This is a genomic window from Lacticaseibacillus salsurivasis (assembly GCF_036246225.1).
Lineage (GTDB): Bacteria > Bacillota > Bacilli > Lactobacillales > Lactobacillaceae > Lacticaseibacillus > Lacticaseibacillus salsurivasis.
The window spans coordinates 69,348-93,196 of sequence record NZ_BTTP01000006.1; the positions used below are offsets into that span (position 1 = coordinate 69,348).

Sequence of the window (23,849 nt, forward strand, 5' to 3'; positions counted from 1 at the left end):
AAGCGTGCTTCTTGGTATAATGATGGCGAGATGGGAGGAGATATTTTGGCGATTGAATTAGTATTAAGTGATATCGATGGCACCTTGATCAACGACGAAGGCGCCATTCCGGCGGCCAACCGTACCGCAATTCGCGCCTTTGTGACAGGCGGCGGACAGTTCTGTTTGGCCTCCGCCCGGCCGCCACGGGCAATGACGGCGCTTGCCCAGTCGCTTGGCCTGACGGTGCCGCTGGTCAGTCTGAATGGGGCGTTGATCACGACGGTTACGCCTCAAGGCACCTTCACCATTTTGCACGACCAGCCGCTACCAGCCGGCGCGGCCGCCCAGATTACCGGCTTGGTCACCAGCAAGCACCTGCCCATCAGCGTCAACTACATGGCGAGCCTTGACTGGATTGTCGCCGAGAACGATGCTTGGGTGCGCCAAGAAGTCGCCATCACCGGCTTTGCGCCGACCAGCTTTAACGCCGCTAGCTTATTGCTCACGAAAAAACCCGTGCATAAGCTGCTATGCATGGGTGAACCGGCGGCAATTAATCAACTTGAGGCGGCCATCACTGCGTCGGGTCTATCGGTGGCAGTGAGCCGCTCCAAACCCACTTACCTAGAAATCACCCATCCCCAGGTGTCAAAAGCGGCGGCGCTAGCGTTTTTGACTCAGCATTTTGGCCTAGAGCAAGCCGCCACCATGGCCATCGGTGACGGCGATAATGACGAGCCCATGCTTAAAGCTGCCGGCGTGGGCATCGCCATGGGCAACGGCCTGCCAGGCGCTTTAGCCGCAGCGGATCATGTCGTTGCTGATAATAATCACGCCGGCGTGGCAGAGGCTCTGACCCGCTTTGCTTAACCCGCTCACCTGAGCGGGTTTTTTGCGGTCAATTCACCTAAAACCGCGGCTTTTTGCATGGACGTTTGCACAATGCGCAGCTTCGCCGGCGGCACCGCTGCTAGCAGCGGTAGGAGGGTGGCCTTAGCCCGAGATTCATAACCCCAGACATAGGCTAGAAAAGCTAGGTATTCGCGGTCAAGATGTTCCTCAAAGCCTGGCGCCATGTCGGGGCGCGTCCGCGGATCACGCCGAAAGGCCAGCGACCGTCGCAGCACCCGCGCAATCGCCACCACCCGCGGCGTGCGGAGCCAAATAATGAGATCCGCTTGCGCGATGCGGGCCGGCAGGGTGCCAGAATAATTGCCATCAATCACCCAATCGGCATGCGTGGCCATGAAAGCGGTCTGAGCGGCCTGAAACCGGATTTTAGCGGCGGCACTGTAATCCGTGGCGTGCCACAGCCGGTCCAGCGCCAGCAGCGGCCAGCCGGTGTTAGCGTTAATTTGGCGAGCCAAAGTAGATTTACCGGTGCCACTATTACCGATCAAAACGACTTTCATCTTTTCCTCCCAATAAAAAAACTACTGGTCATTATTCTACCAGTAGTGTCAAACTCAACTCAATGCCCTCACTGTCTTCACCAAGCCGGCAGAGACGGCTTGACGCTTTTCTGCCGGCATCGCCTTGAGCAAATTGATTAGTGCCAAGGTATCGATATCGGCGAAGTCTTCAGCCACGAAGAAGTCCGAAACTTTTAACCCCAAAGCTTCCCCGATTGCCGCCAGCTTTTTAATACTGATGTTGGTGACATCCCCCCGCTCGACGCGAGACAATAAGCTCACCGATACGCCTGCTTCTTCAGCCAGTTGTTCGATGGTGAGACCTAATCGTTTTCGCCGCGAACGAATAAGTTTACTGATATTCTCTATCATCGCTGCGCCCCTATTCTCCAAGTATACGCTATCACCTTAATGTAAACGCTATCATAGTTGAAGGGCTTATACACCATATAATTCAATCAATAACGTTTTATACGGCATTTTAAACCAACTCATCCCGTCAGTTTCAACGCAGCTTTATCGTCACGAAGACGTTAAAAAACAGGGTTAACCGCATTATTTTATTCAATGTAACCCACCACAGTTAGATTTTAGTCAAGGTATCCAGCGTTTGCCCCTGGTCATCAATTAACTCCAGCCAGCCATTGGTATCGCCATAATACAAAAACAGGCCCACTTCATTCACACTGCGTAGCTCAATGTCGGCAGTGGTGACCCCACCGCTGATGGCCTCAGCATGATCCGCGCGCAACTTATCGCCATACTTGGTGCCATAACGTTCGGAGCCGTCTTTGTTCATCACCGGATTGAGCTTCAGCTGGGCGCCTTGCTTGATGGTCATGACTTTCGGCGCCGTCCAGTAAACAGTGGCCTCACTGCCGGCGTGTTTCACGTGGAACGGTCGCTGCTTCAAAGTTTTATCAAACCGATGCCGCGCCTTCGCCGGCTTTTTCGGTGCCACCGGTGCAACGTTCTCATGGAAATCAAAACGCACCAGCAAGCCTTGCACCAGGTTCAGGTAAGGGGCCACCGCCGGATCAGTCGGGGCCTTTGAGCTACCATCAAGTAGGTTTTGAAAATACCGGGCCACCTTAGCACTGTCGATTTGCCAGGTCGGACTTAAGATAATCAAGCCGTCAGCATCAATCGGCACCGTATCAACCCCTACTAGCGCCATCGCTTGGGTGGCCAGTGTGACGCCATTCGGTGGCGCCAGGGTCTCGGTATCATCCGTGATGAGCACCTGCCCCTGATCGTCAGGCAGCGTCATTTTAAAGGTGTCTGGCGTGTATTCAACACTTAGTTTGATTGGTTTCATAACGATCCTCCGCACTGTAGGCACAACTGATTGTCCCTTGATTGTACTGATTTTACTGAAGCGATTCAACGCATAAAAAAACGGTCAAATGACCGTTTTTGCTTAATTAGACGCGACGGTTAAGTGCTGCCGATAATGCTTTAGCACTCTGATGGCCCAAGCATCATGACTCGGCCCCACCATTGCGGCATATTCGCCGAGACTCAGCGCCCCGGTCCAATCGTAAAACCCTTTTAGGAACAGTTCCTCGTTGGTCCTGGCCTCAAACTGAGCCATGAGCGCCTCATGCAGACTCACCAGCGCCTTGTGCGCCTCGGCATAGGTGGTCGCTTGATTTTGCTGCCAAATGCGTTGACTCAACTTGCCACTCGTTTGCCAGGTGTAAGGCTTGGGCATGAAACGCTTGGCCTCCCCGGCTAAGTTAGCCGTGCTCCAATCAAGGTACATCTTCTGCCAAGCTGCGACCTGCACCAGCACATCCCGCACATTGCGGTCGCGCCCCTTAAACGGAAATTCCCGCTTGCGATCGGCAGCCGACAATGACGTCAAAATATGCTCGAGTTGCTCAAAGTTCTCATGCGTTGCCAAGATCAAGGATTGTCTTGAGTGTGGTTTTGCCAATAAAATCGCCTCCTAAGGAATTGACATAAAAGCGCACCAGTTCATCTCTCCACCCTTCATCATCGTCCTAATGTTCGGAATTTGCAAGTGAGGCTGCGGAGGTCGGCGGGCTTAGCCTGATGAATAGCCTAGCTCAAGGCATTGAAGCCGGTCTTTGGCTTCGAGGCCTTGGGCGTAGCTATTCACTCAGGCGTTGCCGACCGGAGCGCAACTATATCAGGCTGCGGAGGGTGGCCGCACTTAGCCTGACAGGTAGCCTAGCCGGAAGCATTACCGCCGCTTTTTGGCGGTGAGGCTTCCGGCGTAGCTAGCTGCTCAGGCGTTGGCCACCCGGAGCGCAACTATATCAGGCTGCGAAGCGGGGCGCATTTAGCTCGACGAGTAGCCTAAACACAAAAAAATCCCGTCCTTCAGCAAATGCCGAGGGGCGGGAGGAAAACCAGATTAGTCTTCAGCAACGAATGGCAAAAGACCCATGATCCGGGACCGCTTGATTGCGATCGTCAGCTTACGCTGGTTCTTAGCGCTGGTGCCGGTTACCCGACGTGGCAAAATCTTACCACGTTCAGAGATGAACCGTTCCAACAAGTTCGTGTCTTTGTAGTCGATATATTCGATATGGTTAGCGGCGATGAAGTCGACTTTACGACGACGACGGCCACCACGACGTTGTTGTGCCATGGAAATCACTCCTTTTCTCATTGATCAGCCAAAAACGGCTGTATTCCTAGAACGGCAAATCATCATCGGAAATGTCGATGGTTTTACCATTATTGGCAAACGGATCGGCACTATTATCTGGTTGCGCAGGCTGGTTGCCTTGGCTTGCAGGTTGCGATGGTGCGGGGTTCTGGCCAAAGTTAGGCGTTTGCTGAGTTGGCTGGCTATTGCCACCGAACTGCGGCTGACTGCCATACGATGCACCATTGCCGCCTTGCGGGTTTGCTGGTTCGGACGGCCGCGCTTGCGTGGTCGCCTTACTTTCGAGCAACGCAAAATTCTCAACGACAACTTCGGTCACGTATACCCGTTGACCGGCGTTGTTGTCATAATTCCGCGTTTGGATGTGGCCTTCAACGCCAACCATGGAACCTTTACGGGTAAAGTTGCTGAAGTTTTCAGCGCTTTTACGCCAGATCACACAGTTGATGAAGTCGGTCTCTCGCTGCCCTTGAGCATTCGTGAATTGCCGATCAACGGCAAGGGTGAATGTCCCAACAGCGGTCCCACTTTGGGTGTAACGTAAATCAACATCCCGCGTTAAGCGGCCGGTTAATGAAACGTTATTGATCATCCCGATGCGCCCCCTTTTTTACGAAAACTAGTCTTCGCGAACGACGATCATTTGACGAAGGATATCGCCAGAGATCTTGGCAAGACGGTCGAATTCGTCAATCGCCTTGGAATCGTTAGCGGTCAGGTTAACGATGTGGTAAGTGCCTTCCGAGTACTTCTTGATCTCGTAAGCAAACTTACGCTTTTGCCAATCCTTGGAATCAATGATGTTGGCACCATTTTCCTTCAGAATATTGTCAAAACGTTCAACCAGTTGAGCCTTTGCTTCTTCGTCGATATCAGGACGAATAATGTAAGTTACTTCATACTTAGTTTCAGCCATTTGACAGTTCACCTCCTTATGGACTTTTGGCCCCATTCCCTGGGGCAAGGAGTCAGCACGCGCCAAAGGGCACATGCTCACAAGCTAGTAGTCTATCATACAAAACGGTTCGACTCAAGCTAATTCGCTGGCTAGGTTCTGTGTGCGAGACGCAGAATCAGGATTACCCTTAACACTGCCTCTAGCTAATAAATACGCAAAAAGCTGTCCTGCTTCCTCAAAAAAACAAAAAAGCCAAGACCTCATTCGGTCTTGGCTTTCGTCATTCAGTTGCTTAGTCCTGATTCTCGTCGTCATCGGTAGCCTGATCATCCTGATCGGCCTCAGCGCGGCGCAGGAGCTCGTTGACCTGGGCATCAACGTCTCCTGCTGGGGCGTCGGTGTTCGCGCCGTCTGCGGCTGTTTCTGCGCCTTCAGCTGGCTTGGCATCAGCGGCAGCTTCAGTTGGCGTATCTGGTTCGTCTGGTTCTGGATCCAATTTCGCCATGGTGGCAACCTTCGACCCTTCATCAACCCGGATCAGTCGCACGCCGAGCGTGCTGCGACCAGTTTGGGAAACGGTTTGGCTGCTGAAACGAATCATGACACCGGCATCGGTGATGACCATGATGTCTTCCTCACCGGTAACCGTGGTGACGCCCGCCAGCGGACCGTTCTTGCTGGTGATATTCGCCGTCTTAATCCCCTTACCGCCGCGACCCTTGATTGGGTATTCGCTGGCGGCAGTGCGTTTGCCGTAACCCTTTTCGGAAATGACAAAGACTTCGGAATCTGGCTTCAAGATATCGGAGCCAACGACATAATCGCCTTCACGCAGGCGCACACCGCGGACCCCAGTAGCGCTGCGGCCCATGCTGCGGACGTCCTCGGCCTTGAAGGTGACCGAGTAGCCAAGGTGCGTGCCGATAAACATGATGTCATCGGCATGCGTCGCAATGACGTTACTCAGTTCATCCCCGTCCTTCATGTTCAAGGCAATCAGACCGTTTTTGCGAATGTTGTAGAAGTCGCTGACCGGCGTGCGCTTGACAATCCCGTTGCGGGTAACGAAGAAGAGGTAATCGTTGCTGGTATCCTCGTCGCTTTCTGGATCATGCGGCTTGATGTTGATGACCGTTTGCACCTTTTCGTTATTGTCAATGCCCAGCAAGTTGATGATTGGGATGCCCTTCGCGGTGCGGCTGTATTCCGGAATTTCGTAACCCTTGCTGCGGTAGACTTTCCCGGTGTTGGTGAAGAACAGTAGCAGGTCATGCGTCGAGGTGGTGACCAGGTGTTCCACGAAGTCATCATCATGCACACCCATGCCCTGAACGCCGCGACCGCCGCGGTTTTGGCTCTTGAATTCATCAGCTGGCAAGCGCTTGACGTAACCATTATGCGTCAACGTGATGACCACATTTTCCTCTTCGATGAGGTCTTCATCTTCAATGGTCAGATCTTCACCAACCAGCAGTTCCGTGCGGCGCTTGTCGCCGAACTTCTTTTGGATTTCCAGCAGTTCGTCGTAAATGATTTGGTGAATGCGTTCCGGCTTCGCCAAGATGTCTTTGTAGTCGGCAATGGCGGCCAAGACATCGTTGTATTCATTTTCGACCTTCTCGCGTTCCAAACCGGTCAGCCGCACTAGCCGCATATCCAAAATGGCTTGGCTTTGCTTGTCGGATAACGAGAACTTATCCATCAAGATGACCTTCGCCTTATCGCCGGTTTCACTGCCGCGGATAATGCTGATGATTTCGTCGATGTGGTCCAGCGCAATCTTCAAGCCTTCCAAAATGTGGGCCCGGGCTTCGGCTTTCTTCAAGTCGAATTCGGTCCGCCGGCGAATGACGATTTCCTGATGCTGCAGGTAGTAGGTCAGGATTTCCTTCAAGCTAAGGGTCTTCGGCGCGCCGTTGACAATGGCGACCATGTTGAAGGAGAACCCGGTTTGCATCGGGGTCAGCTTGAACAGGTTATTCAAAACCACGCTGGCACTCATGTCGCGGCGTACGTCGATGGTAATCCGCATCCCATCACGGTCCGATTCATCGTTCAGGTCGGTGATACCATCAATCTTCTTTTCCCGCGCCAGTTCCGCAATGCGTTCAACCAGCTTGGCTTTGTTCACCATGTATGGAATTTCGGTGACAATGATACGTTCCTTGCCACTCTTTTCCGTCTGGATCTCGGTTTTGGCGCGCACGATAATGGTGCCTTTCCCGGTTTCATAGGCGTGGCGAATGCCGGACTTTCCGATCACCAGCGCCCCGGTAGGAAAGTCAGGGCCAGGCAAAGCCGTCATCAAATCGGCGGTGGTGGCATCCGGGTTATCCATCAAAATGTGCAGGGCCGAAATGACTTCGGCTAGGTTATGTGGCGGAATATTGGTGGTCATCCCCACCGCAATCCCAGTGGCGCCGTTGACCAGCAAATTCGGGAAGCGCGCTGGCAAAACGACCGGTTCTTTTTCGGAACCATCATAGTTGTCTTGGTAATCAATGGTGTCTTTGTTGATGTCGCGCAGCATTTCCAGGGTGATTTTACTCATCCGAGCTTCGGTGTAACGCATCGCTGCGGCGCCATCCCCATCGACAGAGCCAAAGTTCCCGTGACCATCAACCAGCATATAGCGATATGAGAAGTCCTGCGCCATGCGCACCATGCCTTCGTAAATCGAGGAATCCCCATGGGGGTGATATTTCCCCATGACATCCCCGACAATCCGGGCCGACTTCTTATAAGGCTTATCTGGCGTCACGCCGAGTTCATTCATGCCGTACAAAATCCGGCGTTGCACCGGCTTGAGTCCATCGCGCACGTCAGGCAAAGCCCGCGCCACAATAACACTCATCGCGTACTCCAAGAATGAGGTTTTCATCGTTTTAGCTAGATTAACATTGGTAATCCGGCTTTCTTGACGATCATCCATAAAGCAAAAGGTCTCCTCTCTATATCAGGCTGCGGAGGGTGGCCGCACTTAGCCCGACAGATAGCCTAGCCAGAAGTCTTGCCGCCGCTTTTGGCGGTGAGGCTTCTGGCGTAGCTAGCTGCTCGGGCGTTGGCCACCCGGAGCGCAACTATTCAGGCTGCGAAGGTCGGCGGGCTTAGCCTGATGAATAGCCTAGCTCAAGGCATTGAAGCCGTTCTTTGGCTTCGAGGTCTTGGGCGTAGCTATTCACTCAGGCGTTGCCGACCGGAGCGCAACTATTCAGGCTGCGAAGCGGGGCGCATTTAGCTCGACGCCTCCCGCACCCCCAACCGTTCCTGCTTAATCAGGCATCGATATTCTTGGTGTCGACGTAAACGGCATTTTCTTCAATGAACTCGCGGCGAGGGCCGACTTGATCGCCCATCAGCATCTCAAAGATGCCATCCGCATTTTCCGCGTCTTCAGGTGACACGCGCAGCAAGCGGCGCTTGTCTGGGTCCATGGTGGTTTCCCACAGCTGGTTGGCATCCATTTCCCCGAGCCCTTTATACCGCTGAATTTCTGGCTTCGGTGATGGCGGCAGTTGCCCCATCACATTCGCCAGTTCTTCATCCGAATCGATGTACTGCATCATTTTGCCTTGGCGCACGCGATACAGCGGCGGCTGGGCAATGTAGACATAACCAGCTTCGAGCAGCGGGCGCATGTAGCGATAAATCAGCGTCAAAAGTAGCGTCCGAATATGAGCGCCATCGACATCGGCATCGGTCATGATGATCAGCTTGTGATACCGGGCCTTGCTGACATCGAATTCATCGCCAAAGCCCGTGCCCATGGCAGTGAACAGCGTCCGAATTTCTTCGTTGGCCAAAATGCGTTCCATGCTGGCCTTTTCCACGTTCAAAATCTTCCCACGAATCGGCAAGATGGCTTGAGTCAAGCGACTGCGACCCGACTTAGCGGAACCGCCGGCGGAGTCCCCTTCGACAATGAACAATTCGGAGATTTCCGGATCTTTACTGGAGTTATCCGCTAGTTTCCCTGGCAAGTTGGAGATTTCCAGCCCACTCTTTTTGCGGGTGACTTCCCGGGCGCGCTTGGCTGCGGCCCGTGCCTTGCTGGCCAGCATGGCTTTATCCACCAGCTGCTTGGCCTGCGTTGGGTGCTCCATTAAGTACTTAGAAAAATGCTCGGAGAACATGCGGTCCACCGCGGTGCGGGCATCAGCGTTACCAAGCTTGGTTTTGGTCTGCCCTTCAAACTGCGGATCTGGGTGCTTCACGGACACCACCGCGGTCATGCCTTCCCGCACATCTTCCCCAGACAGCGAGTCATCGTTGTCCTTCAAGGCGCCGGACTTGCGCGCGTAGTCATTGATGACCCGCGTTAACGCCGCCTTAAAGCCGGTTTCGTGCGTCCCGCCTTCGATGGTATGAATGTTGTTGGCAAACGTCAGGAGCGTGGAAGCATAGCCATTGGTGGCATATTGCAAGGCCACTTCGACATTGATGTCGTTTTGCTTGCCTTCCACGTAAATCGGTTCGTCGAGCAGGTTGTCTTTGCCTTTATCCAGGTATTCGACGTATTCCTTGATGCCGCCTTCTGCGTGGAACACCAGCGTTTCCGCCGTTTCTGCGCGCTTATCGGTGAAGGTCAACTTCAGGCCTTTGTTCAAGAAGGCCAATTCGCGAATGCGCTGGGTCAGAATTTTATCGTCATAAACCGTGGTTTCGGTAAAAATGTCCGGATCTGGCACAAAGTGAACCTTGGTGCCGTGTTCGTGCTCCGGCGCATCGCCGATGATCTTCATCGGGGTCTTCACTTTGCCGCGGTTGAAGTCAATGTAGTAGCGCTTGCCGCCACGCGTGACGACAACATCCAGCTCGGTGGACAAGGCGTTGACGACGGAGGCACCAACCCCATGCAGCCCGCCAGACACCTTATACCCGCCGCCGCCAAACTTACCGCCGGCATGCAAAATCGTGTAGACCGTTTCCAGCGCTGGGCGCCCGGTTTTCTTCTGGATATCAACCGGAATCCCGCGCCCATCATCGGTGACGGTGATGGAGTTATCAGGTTCCACAATCACGTTGATGCGGGTGGCAAAACCGGCCAGCGCCTCATCAATCCCGTTATCGATAATTTCCCAAACCAAATGGTGCAGCCCTTGGCTTGAGGTCGTCCCGATGTACATCCCTGGCCGCTTCCGGACCGCTTCCAGACCTTCAAGGACTTGGATTTGACTCGCATCGTATTCAGCGGCGAGTTCTTCTTTCTTTTCTTCTTGCGTTTCTTGATCTTCAGCCACGCTTGTGTTCCTCCTTACGGGCGGCGCCTAATCGGCCGCTAGCACCCCGTTATTCACGTGAAAGACCGCAGGGGTCTCGATTATTTCCTGGGCAATACCATCCAAACTGGTGGTAGTTAAAAACGTTTGGACTTTGTTTTGAATGGCCTTCAACAGATGGGTCTGGCGCATATCATCCAGCTCAGAAAGCACATCATCCAGCAGCAGCACCGGATACTCACCGGTTTGCGCCTTCATCAAGTCGATTTCTGCCAGCTTGACGGCCAACGCGGTGGTGCGCTGCTGGCCTTGGCTACCAAAATTCGCCACGTTTTTATCGTTAACGATAAACGCCACATCATCGCGGTGCGGTCCCACCAAGGTGGTGCCTTGCTCGACTTCGCGGCGGCGATGCTCGGCATACAGCTCCTCAAAGGCGTGATACGCCTCCTCGACGCTGCCACGAGCTTTTTCCGGCACCTGGGTTTGATACGCAAAGGTCAAGGTTTCCTTGCCTTTGGTGATGTCTTGATGAATGGTCGCGGCAAAGCCGGCCATTTGCTGAAGTAGCGTTTCCCGCGCGGCCACGATTTCGGCACCATAGGCCGCGAGTTGATCGGATAAGACATCGAGGTAAACCATGTCTTTCGCCTGATGAAACTTCAGCTGCTTGAGGTAGGCATTGCGCTGCTTCAACATCACCCGGTACTGGGTCAAGTTGTACAGGTATTTCCCGCTCATCTGGCCGAACTCCATGTCGATGAAGCGCCGCCGGTTCGCTGGACTGCCTTTGACAATCGCCAGATCCTCTGGCGCAAACAGCACCACGTTGAACTGACCTAAGTACTGTGATAGTTTCGGCTGCTCGATGCGGTTGACCCGCGCGCGTTTGCCTTGCGTCGAAATGATCAGTTCCAGTTGGGTCAAGCCGCGGCTGCGACTGACACTACCGGACACCTTGGCAAATTGCTCACCGAAGCGAATCAGCTCCTTGTCATTGCTGGTGCGATGGCTTCGTGCTAACGCCAACACATACACCGCCTCCAGCAAATTGGTTTTGCCTTGCGCGTTTTCGCCGATCAAGACATTGATCTGCGGGGAAAAGTCGGTGTCGACTTGCGCGTAATTCCGATAATTGCGAAGGGTTAGATGCTCAAGCTTCACGCCCGTTCAACAGTCAACGTGGTGCCATCTTCGAGCTGCACCACATCTCCTGCTTCTAGCTTACGACCACGCCGGTCCTCCGGCGTTTGATTCACTAACACTCGATTTTCTCTGAGAAAATGTTTCGCTGCCCCACCGCTATCGATCACCCCGGCATCTTTCAACAGTTGCCCTAAAGTGATGAACGCGGTCGTAATTGGAACCGTCGTCATCGTAGCCCCTCCTTTGGCGCTAAAAATATCGCAAAAGCGCGATTCATTACTTATATATTATACCGTTTTTAAGGCGTGCCTTCAATCCAATTTCGCGTTTAAAGGCGTTATCAGCCAATTAAATCGGAGGCTAGGCTGGGATACGTGTCCCCCTCCTTTTTGGCCCAAAACGCAAAAAAAGGCCATTCTCGCGTTTTAGGCAAGAATCGCCACCGCAAAATGGCTAAATTAGCGTTTTACTGAAAAGAGGACGGTCCGCGCACTAATAAAAAATGAATTGTGACCGCATAGCGCCCGGCCAAGAGCCTGGTCGTCGGCAAAATCACCAAAGCGGCTTCGCTCAAGGCAAGCATCTGATTGTCCCGGCCTGCCAACTGCGCGGTGGTGCTTGGCGTCACCTGCTGATTGGCAAATGCTGTGCCCAGTTCAAGATAATACGGCACTGGCAAATCGCTGCTCACTGTGAGGGACAATTGCCAGCTGCCCATCGCCTGAATCGGCAGCGCCGGCCATAAGGCAGGCAAGCGCACCGCCTGGGTGGCTAGGGTCTGGAGGGACACGCTGCCGCCAAATAACGGGGTTGCGGCGAGCGGCGTGATGGGTTGGAGTGGACTGGCCGGATAATTGAGGTTGGTAGTCGAAAAACTCAACGTCATGCTGATCGTCTGGGCCAGCGCCACCTGCTCCGGTGAAAAGGACACGGTTTGCGTAGCGTTCACCAAGTGACTGACTGTTGCCACTGCCACGCCAGTCGGCTTTTTCAGGGCCCAGGTCAACCGGGCGTTCTCTTGCGGTTGACTCAAGATGATAGGCGCCCTTAGTAGTAATTGTTGACCAGGTACGAAAAACGTTGGCGCCGGTTGATGAACAATCGTCACCGAGCCCCTGTTTTGTTCGTCCAGAAAATAAGTGAAGGTTTCATTCGGTAGCTTCGAAGCCCCTAGCCCGCTTGGGACGATCAATGATGGTTGCATCAAAATCTGCCCTGTTGGCGTTGGTCGTTTTACCGATGAAAGATATTTACGACCTTGCTCATCAACCAAAAAGACTTGTACCGGTATATAGTCCAAAAGGGTCTTGTCAGCCACGTTGACTTTTAAATTCGGTGGCAAATGCTCAAGCACATGGACCGTTAGTGAAAAATCGTAAACGGTGGCTTCGGTATTCCTCCTGACCACATGAACACGGAATTGGATGTCACCCAACTCATGGGGGACAATCATGAAGTAATAAATGTTGCTGGTCTTGTTGATCACAGTCACCTCGGCATTCCCTTGCTCAAGTATCGGTGTCACATCAATGATGGCAAAGGGTGTAGGGACGCTTAGCTTGTCGGCGTAGCCAATGGCCAGCACTCCTTCTTTATCAATTTCCGCCCACACTTCCGTCGGCGGCGCAAAGGCAAACCCTGGCGTGACGGGACCCCATGTGACGTTTTCAAATAACAGATCATCTGCCGCTTGCACCGGCCGGCCACGTAGCCCAAACCATGCCAGTACGAGTAACAGCCACACGCTTTTGCTCATGTTACTTCTCCTTTTAGCTTGAACCGCTGCTAAAAAGAGATTTCGCGGGGCAACAAAAAAGGCCACTCACAGGGAGTGGCCAAGGTCATGCTGATTGAACTTAGCTGAACGTCCGCACTGGCGTGATCAGCTGGATGAAATGGGTCTTATCTTCTGAAGGCACCAGCGTAAACGGCCGCAGTGGCGCGGTGAAGGCCAACTCAATCGTCGTTTGGCCAACGCCTTGCAGCGCGTCCTTCATGTAGTCAGGGTTGAAGGAGATTTCCAAGTTGTCACCGGTCAGGTTGGTGAACTGCAGCGCTTCTTCCACATTCCCGACATCTGGTGAATTGCCGTAAATGGTGGCGGTTTGCTGATCGGCGTTCAAGTTCAGGCGGACCACGTTATTGGCGCTTTCGTGACTCAGCAGGCTGGCGCGGCCAATCGCTGACAGCAAGGTTGGCGCATCGAATTCGATGGTCGTGGTGCTGCTGGTTGGAATCAGGCGGCTGGTGTCAGGGTAGTTGCCTTCAAGCAGCCGGGAGTAAAATAACGTATTGCCAGCAATAAACAACACTTGATTGTCCGCAAAACGAATTTCCACAGTTTCAATGTCATCGGTCAGGGTCCGGCCCAGTTCAATCAGGCTCTTCCCTGGAATGATGACATCATAGTCGGCGCCAGCAGCTGCAGGCAATTCCAGCACGCGCTGGGCCAGGCGATGGGAATCAGTCGCCACTGCAATCAGTTGGCCATTTTGAATCTGAATGTGGACCCCAGTCAAAATCGGCCGGGTTTCTTGGGTCGAAACGGCAATGACGGTTTGCGCAATCAGCTGCCGCAGGACATCTGCTGGCACGGTCAAAGGATTTTCCGCGGCGATTTCTGGCAGGCGCGGGTAGTTATTGGCGTCCAAGCCATTGATCTTAAATTCAGATTGGCCACTGGTGATGACAGTCTGGAAATTATCCTGAACGTCCACGGTCATGGTCTTTTCTGGCAGGCGCTTGACGATTTCGCTAAAGAACCGGGCTGGCAAGGTGATGCTGCCGGTTGATTGCACCTGCAGATCATTGGTTTCGCTGGTGGCATCGATTTTGGATTCAATCGAGATGTCGGCATCGCTCCCGGTCAAAATCAAAGCGGTGTCGGTCAGGTCCAATTTCAGGTTGGTCAGAATCGGAATGGTGGTCTTGGTTGAAATGGCCCGAGAAACATCATTCAGTGACTTGATAAAAGTAGCACGCGTGATCGTGAATTTCATTTTGGTTTCGTCCTCCCAAGCGTTAAGCGTTATCTATATCATACGCTTTTTAAGTAATAGTAGTAGGGTCTGTGGGTCATGTGGATAACTTAGTGAAACGCGAGATTCTGCGGTTGTTCACATGTGGATAAGTCAGCGGACAAGTGGCCAAGTTTTTGAGCACTTGTCCACATGGCGATTTAGCCCCGATTGTGTAGCCGGTTCTTGAGTTCGATCACTTGGGCCTTGAGATTATCATCTAGCGTCATCGCTTCGGTGATTTTCTCGTGGGCATGAATGACCGTGGTGTGATCCTTGCCGCCGAATTCTTGCCCAATCTTCGGTAGGCTGCTTTCCGTCATTTCGCGGGCAAGATACATGGCGATTTGCCGCGGCATCACAATTTGTTTGACGCGCTTTTTGCCCTTCAAATCGCTGACCGAAATCTGGTAGTACTTCGCCACGATTTCTTGAATGTGGCTGATGGATAGCTCGTTGTCTTTGCTCGACAGCTTGAGGCTCTTCAACGCTTCCGCCGCCATGCTAGTGGTAATATCGGCGTGCTCCATGGTGGCGTAAGCCTGCACCCGCACCAGCGCCCCTTCCAGTTCGCGGACGTTGGAGTCGATTTGCCCGGCGATGTAAGACAAGGTGTCATCTGGAATGACGAGGTGTTCGGCGTTGGCTTTGTTGCGCAAAATCGCAATCCGCGTTTCCAAATCTGGCGGCGTCACATCAACGGATAAGCCCCATTTGAACCGGGAAACCAGGCGCTCTTGCAGCTTAGGAATCTCATTGGGCAAGCGATCGGAAGTGAGCACGATTTGTTTTTTGTTCTCATATAAGGCGTTGAAGGTATGGAAGAACTCTTCCTGGGTCGCCTCTTTGTCGCCGAAGAACTGAATATCATCGACTAGCAGCAGATCAACGTTTCGGTACTCCTGGCGGAATTGTTCCTGTTTTTTGGTTTGCAGCGAATTGATGAAGTCATTGGCAAAAGCCTCAGAGGTGACGTACTTCACGTTGGCTTGCGGGTTGTATTCCAGCAGCTGATGGCCGATGGCTTGCATCAAATGCGTCTTGCCGAGGCCCACTCCGCCATACAAAAACAGCGGATTGTACAGCACCCCAGGCTCTTCCGAAACCACCAGCGCCGCGGCATGGGCCATTTGGTTGCCTTTGCCGGTGACGAAGGTTTCGAAGGTGTATTTACTATTAAGGTGCGTTTTCTCTTTAAAGGTCGGGACGACGCCGGGATCTGGTTCCTCGGCTTTTTTGGCCACCGGCTGGGCCGGCGCTTCTTCCCCGACGATTTTGATCACCGGTGAGATTTCGAGATTACCAAACTCGTAGCACCATTCCACGACTTTGGTGACCAGATTTTGTTCCCAATAAGTTTTATGCAACTGGGATGGCACGCCCAGCGTGATGGTGGTTTGGGTCAACGTGAGTGGTTTAACCGCCCCCACCCAGGTGGTAAAGCTGACCGGGGTCATTTCTGCCCGGAATTTTTCTTCTAGATAAGCCCATAATTCATCGATATTTGGCACCCGAAGCCCCTCCGCAACGTGTTAAAAATTCAAGGGTAAGCCGCCCAAGCGGAAGCCCATGATCGCTTTTTCAGTTTAGCATTTCACCTCAGAGTTTTCCACAGCTTCAGGAGTTTTCCACATGTTTCACGGCCAAATCAAAAGCGGCTTCCACAACTTGCGGACAACTTGTCCTCAAGGGTGGGGAAAGACCACGTCAAACCGCGGATTCACGCAGTTATCCACATTTGACTGTGAAACGCGAGACCTGATATCATGCGTGTTTCACACGTTTTACACAGGCAAAATATTGCTTGTGGATAACTGGACTGACAGGGTGTGAATTAGCGGATAAGTCAGGGGAAAACCCGTGAATTAGCCAAAATGGCCAGATTGGCGTGCACAAGTTGTCCACAATGTTCACCACCATTTTGGCCAATTTTGTGGACAATTTTGGCCAGTGTTTCCCAGAGCAATCTGCACTTTTGACGCATCTTTTTTGCGGTAATCCTTGACGAGCCAAGGCGTCATCCGTATAATGAAAAGTTGTCTGAATAAGCACTCGTTATTTGGCGTGAAACCGTCATTTTAAAATAGCAATCTAAATAGGAGGTGTTCCTATGACCACCAAACGGACTTTCCAACCTAAAAAGCGGCACCGCGAACGCGTTCATGGCTTCATGAAGCGCATGAGCACCAAGAACGGCCGTAAAGTTTTAGCTCGTCGTCGCGCTAAGGGACGTAAAGTATTATCTGCCTAAACAGCCACTGACCGCGTCAGTGGTTTTTTTTTGCTTAATAAACCGTGCGCTGTCAGGGCTTGTCTTGTATACTAGAAAGCAGATTGTGAGGGAGTATCATTGCGAAAGTCTTACCGCATTAAAAAAGAAGATGAGTTCCAAGACGTGTTCGAAAACGGCGAGTCCGTGGCGAACCGTAATTTTGTCATCTATCACCTGCAGCGCGATCAGAAACACTTTCGCGTGGGGATTTCGGTCGGCAAAAAAGTCGCCCATACTGCGGTGATGCGTAACCAAATCAAACGCTACATCCGGCAATCGCTGCTCGAGCTCAAACCTGATCTCGACCCGCAAGCCGACTTTCTCGTGATCGCTCGTCGTCACGCCACCCAGCTAGATATGGCGGAAACCAAGCGCAACTTGGTGCATGTCCTTAAACTGGCCGGCGTTTTGGCTTCACAAGATGTTACTACTATATAGATAGGGATGGCAGGGAGCTGTCATCTAGGAGGACTTATTCGTGAAGAAATCAACTAAGCGGCTGCTGCTGACCCTCGGGTTGGTAGCTTTGGTCGTCATCTTAACTGCCTGCGGGACCTCAACTGTCACCAAGGCCAGCACGAACCCATGGGATCGCTACGTCATTTATAACGCCGCGCAGTTCGTCCTATGGCTGGCCAAAATCTCTGGTGGTAATGCCGGGGTCGGGATCATTCTCTTTACCTTGATCATCCGGATCTTGATTTTCCCGTTGAGCTACCTGCAGATCAAGAGTATGGCCAAGCAGCAGGCGGTGGCGCCTGAAATCAAGGCCCTGCAAAAGCAGTACAGCGCCAAAGACCGCGCCACGCAGCAAAAACTGCGGGACGAAACCCAGCGCGTGTACGCCGAAGCCGGCGTTAACCCAGTGATGGGCTGCCTGCCAATCGTCGTCCAGATGCCTTTCCTGATTGCCTTGTACCAGGCAATTTGGCGCACCCCAGCCCTGAAAGTCGGGGACTTCTTGTGGGTTCACCTGGGCTCACCTGACCCATACTTCATCATGCCCATTCTGGCAGCCTTGTTCACCTTGGCGACCAGTGTGGTTTCAACGATGGCCCAGCCGGTTCGCACCTCAAGCAACTGGATCATGGCGGCCGTCTCGCCACTGATGATCTTATTCTTCGCGATTAACTTACCAAGTGCCCTGGCCGTTTACTGGGTCGTCACCAACGCCTTCTCACTCGGCCAGACCTTCTTCCTGCAAAACCCATTCAAACTCCGCCGCGAACGCCAAGAAAAAGCCCAAGCGGAAAAAGACCACAAAAAGGCCGTGCGGAAAGCTTATAAGCGAGCGTTAAGGAAATAAGGCTGCGGAGCGGGGCGCATTTAGCCCGACAAATAGCCTAGCTCTAAGCATTGCCGCCGTTTTTTGGCGGTGAGGCTTAGAGCGTAGCTATTTGCTCGGGCGTTGCCCCGCGGAGCGCAACTAGAGACAGGCTGCGGAGCCGAGCGCACTTAGGGGGACAGGTAGCCTAGCACTAGTCATTACCGCCTTTTTTTTGGCGGTGAGGGCTAGTGCGTAGCTAGCTGCTCTCCCGTTGCTCGGCGGAGCGCAACTAGACAGCCCGCAACTCCGCACATCGTTTCACCAAGCACAACTAGGAGGGAATCTTATGCCCACATTCCAGGGTGCTACGATTCAAAAAGCAATCGCCACTGGACTGGAAGCCATGCAAGCTGGTCGGGATCAGATCAGCGTGGAAGTGGTTCAAGAAGGGAAAAAAGGCGTGCTCGGCCTCGGCCGCAAGCCAGCGATTGTCAACTTGCAGCTGAATGAACCAAGCAATGCCGCCACGGCAGTCGCGGAAGCTGAAGCCGTGCCCGCCCCAAAGCCAGCCAAGCCCAAGCGTCGCCCGCCTTTGCCACCGCTGCCAGAGGCGTTGCGCCGTGATGGCACCAAACGCGATGACCAAACCGCGATTGCCTTGGTCCAAAGCTATTTGGAAGATATTACCAACCAGCTGGGCTTAGCCGCCACCATCGACAACGAGCGGCGCGGCGATCAGGTGTGGTTCGATTTGACCACCGCCAAAGACGCCTTGCTGATTGGCAAGCACGGTAAAATCATCAATGCCATCCAATTTTTGGCCCAAACCGAGTTTAATCACTACGGTAAAAGCAAATGGACCATCATGCTGAATGTCGGCGATTACCGCGAACGCCGTGATACAGCGGTGCGGCGTCTGGCCGAAAAAACGGCGCGCGAAGTTGTCGCCCGTGGCACGGCGGTGTACCTCGACCCAATGCCGTCGTTTGAGCGCAAGGCCATTCACCAAGCGCTGGCGGATAATGCCTATGTCGAAACCCATTCGGAAGGCACGGACCCGCGGCGCTATGTCGTGATTACGCCGCGCTCCCACCGCAGTTTTTGACATTTGCCGTCAAGTTTTGTATGATACAGGCACAATTTAACAGGTGATAAAGTAGTCAAAGTGCTTTGTCCACGATCGACCAGCCTCAGGGCGTGGTTTGTCGTGGCGATGCGCTTTTTTTGTTGGACAGGGAAAGGACGCGTTATTTTGGGAACAACCATCACCGCTTACGATACGATTGCCGCGATTTCGACGCCGCCTGGTGAAGGGGCGATTTCAATCGTCCGCTTATCCGGCGAGGCGGCGCTGCAAACCGCGGCCAAGGTGTACCACGGCAAAAATCTGCTGAAGGTACCGACCAATACGATTAATTATGGGCACATCATCGACCCGGATAGCGGCGAAACTGTCGACGAGGTGATGGTGTCGGTGCTGCGCGGGCCGAAGACTTATACGCGCGAAGATATGGTAGAAATCAACTGCCACGGCGGCATTGTCTCCACCAACCGGGTGCTGCAGCTGCTGCTCGGCGCTGGCGCCCGGATGGCGGAACCGGGTGAATTCACCAAACGCGCCTTTTTGAACGGCCGCATTGACCTGACGGAAGCCGAATCGGTGATGGATTTGATTCGCGCCAAAACCGACCGTGCGATGCAAGTCGCCGTTGATCAGCTGGATGGCGATTTACGGCGACTAATCACCAACTTGCGCCAGGAGATTCTGGAAGTGCTGGCGCAGGTGGAAGTGAACATCGACTACCCGGAATACGACACCGACCAAATGACCACCAAAATGCTCCAGGAAAAAGCGCAACTGGTGCTGAGCCGCGTGGATGAGCTGCTGCAAACCGCCAGCCAAGGCAAGGTGCTGCGCGAAGGGCTGGCCACGGCGATTGTCGGTCGGCCGAATGTCGGTAAATCCTCGCTGCTCAATCACATGATGCACGAGGATAAGGCGATTGTCACCGACGTCCCTGGCACCACCCGCGATGTGCTGGAAGAGTACGTCAACGTGCGCGGTGTGCCGCTGAAGTTGGTGGATACGGCCGGAATTCGCGACACCGACGATAAAGTCGAGAAAATCGGCGTCGAACGCTCGCGGCAAGCCATCACCAAAGCGGATTTAATTATTTTGGTGCTGGATGCCAGCCAGCCGCTCACGGCCGAAGATAAAGCCCTGATCAAAGCCACCGCTGATAAAAAGCGGATTGTGGTGCTGAATAAGCAAGACTTGCCAGCCCAGCTGGATCAAACCCAGCTGGCCGCCTTGGTGCCTGCCGAACAACTGATTCGCACCAGCATTTTGAAGGCAGAAGGGGTGGCAGCGCTGGATCAGCAAATCGCCAGCTTGTTCTTTGGCGGCATTGAAAACAGCCAAACCACCGTCATGGTCACTAACTCCCGCCAGATCGGCCTGCTGCGGCAAGCCAAAGCCAGCCTGCAAAGTGTGCTGGCCGGCATAGAAGCGGGGATGCCAATTGACCTGGTGCAAATCGACATGACCGCAGCATGGGATAAACTCGGTGAAATTACCGGGGATGCCGCGCCAGATGAGCTGATCACCCAGCTGTTTTCACAATTTTGTCTGGGAAAATAAAGGAGATAAACATGCCACAAGTACGTGAATATGAAGCCGCCGCCTACGATGTGGTCGTGGTCGGCGCCGGCCATGCCGGTTGTGAAGCCGCGCTGGCCGCGGCGCGCATGGGCCAAAAGACCCTGCTGATCACCATTAGCCTGGAAATGCTGGCCTTTATGCCTTGCAACCCGTCTTTGGGCGGGCCAGCTAAAGGCATCGTGGTGCGCGAAATCGATGCCCTCGGCGGCGAAATGGGCCGCAACATCGACAAAACCTACATCCAGATGCGGATGCTGAACACCGGTAAAGGCCCGGCCGTGCGCGCGTTGCGCGCCCAGGCAGACAAAGCCGCTTATCACCGCTCGATGAAGGCGACCATTGAAGCTGAACCTAACTTGGATTTGCGCCAAGGGCTGGTGGAGCGGCTGCTGGTGGAAGATGGCGTGTGCGTGGGCGTCGTGGCGGCCACTGGCGCCCGGTATCGGGCCAAAAGCGTCGTGCTGACGGCTGGCACCTCCTCCCGGGGGAAAATCATCATCGGGGAGCTGATGTACAGCAGCGGCCCGAATAATTCGCTGCCTTCCATCAAGCTCTCGGAAGACCTTGAACACCTCGGCTTCAAGCTGCGCCGCTTCAAAACCGGCACTCCGCCGCGGGTGGTGGGCCATTCCATCGATTTTGATCAAACCGAAGAGCAGCCTGGCGACGTTGCGCCGCATGCGTTCTCCTATGAAACGCCGGATTCTGCCTATTTGAAAGATCAAATGTCTTGCTGGATGACCTACACCAATGAAAAGACGCACCAAATCATCCGCGAAAACCTTGACCGCGCGCCGATGTTTTCTGGGGTGATCAAAGGCGTGGGCCCGCGGTATTGCCCGTCGATTGAAGACAAGGTCGTGCGCTTTGCCGACAAGCCGCGCCACCAGCTGTTTTTGGAGCCAGAAGGCCGCGACACGGAGGAATACTACGTGGGCGACTTCTCGACGTCGATGCCGGAAGAAGTGCAGCTGAAGATGCTTCATAGCGTTGCCGGCCTGCAGCATGCCGAATTGATGCGCCCCGGTTATGCCATCGAGTATGACATCATCGAGCCATGGCAGCTGACCGCCACGTTGGAAACTAAAGTGGTGAAAAACCTCTTCACTGCCGGGCAAATGAATGGCACCAGCGGCTACGAAGAAGCCGCCGGTCAAGGGATCATGGCCGGCATCAACGCGGCTCTGCGCGCCCAGAACAAGCCTAGCTTCACGCTCAGCCGCTCTGACGCTTACATTGGGGTCTTGATCGACGACTTGGTCACCAAGGGCACCAACGAGCCGTATCGGCTGCTGACGAGCCGGGCGGAATATCGCCTGCTGCTGCGGCATGATAATGCCGACTTGCGCTTAACGGCAAAAGGCCATGCACTCGGCCTGATCTCTGATGAGCGGTTTGCCCAGTTTGAGGCCAAAAAAGCCGCCATTGCAGCCGAAATTCAGCGTTTGCAGACGACGCGGCTGAAGCCAGGCCAGGTCAACGACTGGCTGGCCTCAATCAACGCGGCACCACTGAAGGACGGCGTGCTGGCCAGCGATTTCCTCAAGCGGCCAGAAGTTAGCTATCAAGACCTGATGCAATTCATCCCGCTGGCGACGCCGCTGGATCATACCATTACCGAAGAAGTCGAAATCTCCCTGAAGTACGCCGGCTACATCGCCAAGGAGCAGCAAAGCATTGCCCGTTTGCAGCGCATGGAAGCCAAGAAGATTCCGGATCGCATCGATTACGAAGCGATTAACGGCCTCGCCACCGAAGCGCGCCAGAAGCTGACCAAAATCCAGCCGCAAACGCTGGCCCAAGCCACCCGCATTAGCGGGGTGAACCCAGCTGATATCGCGATTTTGTCTGTGTATATTGAACAAGGCAAGATTGCCAAAGTCGGCGCGTAAAGAACAAACGAATAGGCGCCATCATCGTGGCTAAACCACGGTGATGGCGCCTATTTTACTGACCGAAAAAACCTTCGGGGCCCGCTAACCAACAAGCCTCTTGCTGCTATTTCCCGGGCAATACCGTGGGCTTAATCATCGCTCATTTCCAGTTTGCCTAAGGTCATGTAGCTCGTCCCGCTTTGCGGGAATTCATAAAGCACATAGCCATCGGAGAACTTATCGAAGGTGTCTGAGGACACATTGGTGATGATGCGGCGTTGGTAACCGGCTGGGCAGTACAGTTTCGACCAAGACCAGCCGTCATTGGTGGTATCACCGATTGGCAGGACATGAAGTGCGCGGAAGTCGTCGGCGTCGCCATCGAAGTTGACTAGGCGCACGGACCAGTCTTCGCTGCTTTGGGAAAGCACGATTGCTTCTTTGGCCAGGTTGAACGAGGTATCAGAGGCATTGTCGAGCCAGACGTCGTAATTACCAGAGTCATTTTCGACCCACGAGACCGTGGTGTGATCCAGAATGTCTCGGGAGCCGATATTGCCACTTTCCAGCATTGGCGCACTGTCGTCTTCGTCAGGCACGCTGTCTTCTGCTGCGTCTTCTGCTGCTTGATCAGCCTGTTCGACGGCATAGTCGTAATCCTCACCAGTGAGGCGCGATGGCATTTCAGCGAAAATGTAGGCGTGCTTTGAGGCGCCACCGACCTTATTCACCTGTTTGTATTTGGCCGCAATTTCCTCACGGGTGGTGGCATCAAGGTTGACCAAAGCATCATCAATCACCAAAGCATCCAAGGCTTCAGGATAGTTTTGCTTTAGCTCTTGCATCAAGGCCACGGCGGCTTTCACATAGGCCAATTCACTGGTGGCAAAGTTGCGGCCTTCGTTGGTTTGCCATTTCATTTTGCCAAGCGCCGCGATCATCTTATCGCCTAACTTGATGACATGATTGACAAACTTGGTGCCATCGCCTGGATTTTCATCGGTAAAAAGATAAACGGTGCCTTCTTTAAGGTATTCCGGATCGAGACTTTGCAAAGTGGTGAGATTGGCCACATCATGCGCCAGTTTGTTATTCGCCTGCACTTGCTGGGCCTGTTTGGTGCCAGGTTCAACATTTTTGGTGCCTTGCTTGGCCATTTTAATCAAAGGGGCAGTATCGCCCATGTCCTCCAGCGAAAAGTCGTCATAGTCGATGGTGCGGGGATATAGCGTCAAAGCAGGTTGCTTCTTGCCGTCAATGGTGACTTTCGTGATCAGATAGTTCTGATAACGATGAAAAAAGCCGACCGATTCGGATACTGCGGCCTCACGCTTGCTCTTAGCGGAGGACCAGAGACCATAAGTACTGGCGCCGGCCACTAGCAGTGCAATGACCGCGATGACGATCAGGTTCCGTTTGCGCGAGGAGGCGGGTTTAGGTTGTTCTGCCATGAGGATAA

22 protein-coding genes are annotated in these 23,849 nt (G+C 53.7%); 7 read left to right on the plus strand and 15 right to left on the minus strand.

The annotated features are described in order from the left end of the window. The first annotated feature begins 45 nt into the window (after window positions 1-45). Window positions 46-852 (plus strand): Cof-type HAD-IIB family hydrolase, encoded by an 807-nt coding sequence (locus tag AAA927_RS06395; RefSeq protein WP_338216764.1) that lies wholly within the window; start codon window positions 46-48, stop codon window positions 850-852. 5 nt (window positions 853-857) lie between these two features. Here AAA927_RS06395 and AAA927_RS06400 read toward each other — a convergent pair whose 3' ends face one another. From AAA927_RS06400 to dnaA, 14 genes are all read right to left on the minus strand, one after another. Further along, window positions 858-1,394, minus strand: coding sequence for an isopentenyl transferase family protein (locus AAA927_RS06400; protein WP_338216766.1), 537 nt, complete (start codon window positions 1,392-1,394; stop codon window positions 858-860). Window positions 1,395-1,448: 54 nt separating this feature from the next. Further along, a complete protein-coding gene (locus tag AAA927_RS06405) occupies window positions 1,449-1,766 on the minus strand; it encodes a helix-turn-helix domain-containing protein (protein ID WP_338216768.1) in 318 nt (105 codons plus the stop codon). Window positions 1,767-1,977: 211 nt separating this feature from the next. Further along, on the minus strand, window positions 1,978-2,712 hold the full coding sequence (locus tag AAA927_RS06410; RefSeq protein WP_338216770.1) for a hypothetical protein: 735 nt from the start codon (window positions 2,710-2,712) through the stop codon (window positions 1,978-1,980). A 102-nt stretch (window positions 2,713-2,814) separates the two neighbouring features. Next, entirely contained in the window at window positions 2,815-3,333 is a 519-nt protein-coding gene (locus AAA927_RS06415) for a ClbS/DfsB family four-helix bundle protein (protein WP_338216772.1), read from the minus strand. Between the two features lie 444 nt (window positions 3,334-3,777). Further along, on the minus strand, window positions 3,778-4,014 hold the full coding sequence (gene rpsR, locus AAA927_RS06420) for a 30S ribosomal protein S18 (RefSeq protein WP_125580753.1): 237 nt from the start codon (window positions 4,012-4,014) through the stop codon (window positions 3,778-3,780). A 46-nt stretch (window positions 4,015-4,060) separates the two neighbouring features. Next, a complete protein-coding gene (ssb, locus tag AAA927_RS06425) occupies window positions 4,061-4,627 on the minus strand; it encodes a single-stranded DNA-binding protein (RefSeq protein ID WP_338216775.1) in 567 nt (188 codons plus the stop codon). A 27-nt stretch (window positions 4,628-4,654) separates the two neighbouring features. Beyond that, window positions 4,655-4,951: a 30S ribosomal protein S6 gene (gene rpsF, locus AAA927_RS06430; RefSeq protein ID WP_125580750.1), complete on the minus strand. Its 297-nt coding sequence runs from the start codon at window positions 4,949-4,951 to the stop codon at window positions 4,655-4,657. 274 nt (window positions 4,952-5,225) lie between these two features. Beyond that, window positions 5,226-7,865, minus strand: a complete 2,640-nt coding sequence (gene gyrA / locus AAA927_RS06435; RefSeq protein ID WP_338216779.1) for a DNA gyrase subunit A — start codon at window positions 7,863-7,865, stop codon at window positions 5,226-5,228. 343 nt (window positions 7,866-8,208) lie between these two features. Continuing rightward, window positions 8,209-10,173 carry a DNA topoisomerase (ATP-hydrolyzing) subunit B gene (gene gyrB / locus AAA927_RS06440; RefSeq protein WP_338216781.1) on the minus strand — a complete coding sequence of 655 codons (1,965 nt, stop codon included), beginning with the start codon at window positions 10,171-10,173 and terminating at the stop codon, window positions 8,209-8,211. Window positions 10,174-10,200: 27 nt separating this feature from the next. Continuing rightward, window positions 10,201-11,316: a DNA replication/repair protein RecF gene (gene recF, locus AAA927_RS06445; RefSeq protein ID WP_338216783.1), complete on the minus strand. Its 1,116-nt coding sequence runs from the start codon at window positions 11,314-11,316 to the stop codon at window positions 10,201-10,203. Beyond that, complete coding sequence (gene yaaA / locus AAA927_RS06450) at window positions 11,313-11,528, minus strand: S4 domain-containing protein YaaA (protein ID WP_125580742.1); 216 nt, start codon at window positions 11,526-11,528, stop codon at window positions 11,313-11,315. Before yaaA ends, recF begins: the two co-directional genes overlap by 4 nt. Window positions 11,529-11,764: 236 nt before the next feature. Beyond that, the gene (locus AAA927_RS06455) at window positions 11,765-13,054 is read right to left on the minus strand and encodes a hypothetical protein (protein WP_338216786.1); all 1,290 of its coding nucleotides are present in this window, start codon (window positions 13,052-13,054) and stop codon (window positions 11,765-11,767) included. Between the two features lie 100 nt (window positions 13,055-13,154). Beyond that, on the minus strand, window positions 13,155-14,297 hold the full coding sequence (dnaN, locus tag AAA927_RS06460; RefSeq protein WP_338216787.1) for a DNA polymerase III subunit beta: 1,143 nt from the start codon (window positions 14,295-14,297) through the stop codon (window positions 13,155-13,157). Window positions 14,298-14,476: 179 nt separating this feature from the next. Then, window positions 14,477-15,826: a chromosomal replication initiator protein DnaA gene (gene dnaA, locus AAA927_RS06465; protein WP_204118240.1), complete on the minus strand. Its 1,350-nt coding sequence runs from the start codon at window positions 15,824-15,826 to the stop codon at window positions 14,477-14,479. A gap of 599 nt (window positions 15,827-16,425) precedes the next feature. On the opposite strand from dnaA, the gene rpmH reads away from it, so the two are divergent. The 6 genes from rpmH (at window position 16,426) to mnmG (ending at window position 22,408) form a co-directional block, all read left to right on the plus strand. Further along, entirely contained in the window at window positions 16,426-16,566 is a 141-nt protein-coding gene (gene rpmH, locus AAA927_RS06470; protein ID WP_003568442.1) for a 50S ribosomal protein L34, read from the plus strand. Window positions 16,567-16,665: 99 nt separating this feature from the next. Next, window positions 16,666-17,025 carry a ribonuclease P protein component gene (gene rnpA / locus AAA927_RS06475; RefSeq protein ID WP_125580734.1) on the plus strand — a complete coding sequence of 120 codons (360 nt, stop codon included), beginning with the start codon at window positions 16,666-16,668 and terminating at the stop codon, window positions 17,023-17,025. 40 nt (window positions 17,026-17,065) lie between these two features. Then, window positions 17,066-17,893 (plus strand): YidC/Oxa1 family membrane protein insertase, encoded by an 828-nt coding sequence (locus tag AAA927_RS06480; protein WP_338216806.1) that lies wholly within the window; start codon window positions 17,066-17,068, stop codon window positions 17,891-17,893. A 307-nt stretch (window positions 17,894-18,200) separates the two neighbouring features. Then, window positions 18,201-18,959, plus strand: coding sequence for an RNA-binding cell elongation regulator Jag/EloR (jag, locus tag AAA927_RS06485; protein ID WP_338216808.1), 759 nt, complete (start codon window positions 18,201-18,203; stop codon window positions 18,957-18,959). Between the two features lie 147 nt (window positions 18,960-19,106). Then, window positions 19,107-20,495, plus strand: coding sequence for a tRNA uridine-5-carboxymethylaminomethyl(34) synthesis GTPase MnmE (mnmE, locus tag AAA927_RS06490; protein WP_338216810.1), 1,389 nt, complete (start codon window positions 19,107-19,109; stop codon window positions 20,493-20,495). Window positions 20,496-20,506: 11 nt separating this feature from the next. Next, window positions 20,507-22,408, plus strand: a complete 1,902-nt coding sequence (gene mnmG, locus AAA927_RS06495) for a tRNA uridine-5-carboxymethylaminomethyl(34) synthesis enzyme MnmG (protein ID WP_338216812.1) — start codon at window positions 20,507-20,509, stop codon at window positions 22,406-22,408. Between the two features lie 131 nt (window positions 22,409-22,539). Here the strand turns inward: mnmG and AAA927_RS06500 are convergent, their stop codons facing one another. After that, window positions 22,540-23,841, minus strand: a complete 1,302-nt coding sequence (locus AAA927_RS06500; RefSeq protein ID WP_338216815.1) for a hypothetical protein — start codon at window positions 23,839-23,841, stop codon at window positions 22,540-22,542. Window positions 23,842-23,849 lie beyond the last annotated feature (8 nt).

What these genes read in the sequence shown, in the direction of transcription:
- gyrA (WP_338216779.1), bottom strand. Translation starts at nt 7,865, where the DNA reads ATGGATGATCGTCAAGAAAGCCGGATTACCAATGTTAATCTAGCTAAA.
- dnaN (WP_338216787.1), bottom strand. Translation starts at nt 14,297, where the DNA reads ATGAAATTCACGATCACGCGTGCTACTTTTATCAAGTCACTGAATGAT.
- rpsR (WP_125580753.1), bottom strand. Translation starts at nt 4,014, where the DNA reads ATGGCACAACAACGTCGTGGTGGCCGTCGTCGTCGTAAAGTCGACTTC.
- AAA927_RS06500 (WP_338216815.1), bottom strand. Translation starts at nt 23,841, where the DNA reads ATGGCAGAACAACCTAAACCCGCCTCCTCGCGCAAACGGAACCTGATC.
- mnmG (WP_338216812.1), top strand. Translation starts at nt 20,507, where the DNA reads ATGCCACAAGTACGTGAATATGAAGCCGCCGCCTACGATGTGGTCGTG.
- rpsF (WP_125580750.1), bottom strand. Translation starts at nt 4,951, where the DNA reads ATGGCTGAAACTAAGTATGAAGTAACTTACATTATTCGTCCTGATATC.
- AAA927_RS06400 (WP_338216766.1), bottom strand. Translation starts at nt 1,394, where the DNA reads ATGAAAGTCGTTTTGATCGGTAATAGTGGCACCGGTAAATCTACTTTG.
- jag (WP_338216808.1), top strand. Translation starts at nt 18,201, where the DNA reads ATGCCCACATTCCAGGGTGCTACGATTCAAAAAGCAATCGCCACTGGA.
- AAA927_RS06455 (WP_338216786.1), bottom strand. Translation starts at nt 13,054, where the DNA reads ATGAGCAAAAGCGTGTGGCTGTTACTCGTACTGGCATGGTTTGGGCTA.
- AAA927_RS06405 (WP_338216768.1), bottom strand. Translation starts at nt 1,766, where the DNA reads ATGATAGAGAATATCAGTAAACTTATTCGTTCGCGGCGAAAACGATTA.
- rpmH (WP_003568442.1), top strand. Translation starts at nt 16,426, where the DNA reads ATGACCACCAAACGGACTTTCCAACCTAAAAAGCGGCACCGCGAACGC.
- yaaA (WP_125580742.1), bottom strand. Translation starts at nt 11,528, where the DNA reads ATGACGACGGTTCCAATTACGACCGCGTTCATCACTTTAGGGCAACTG.
- ssb (WP_338216775.1), bottom strand. Translation starts at nt 4,627, where the DNA reads ATGATCAATAACGTTTCATTAACCGGCCGCTTAACGCGGGATGTTGAT.
- AAA927_RS06410 (WP_338216770.1), bottom strand. Translation starts at nt 2,712, where the DNA reads ATGAAACCAATCAAACTAAGTGTTGAATACACGCCAGACACCTTTAAA.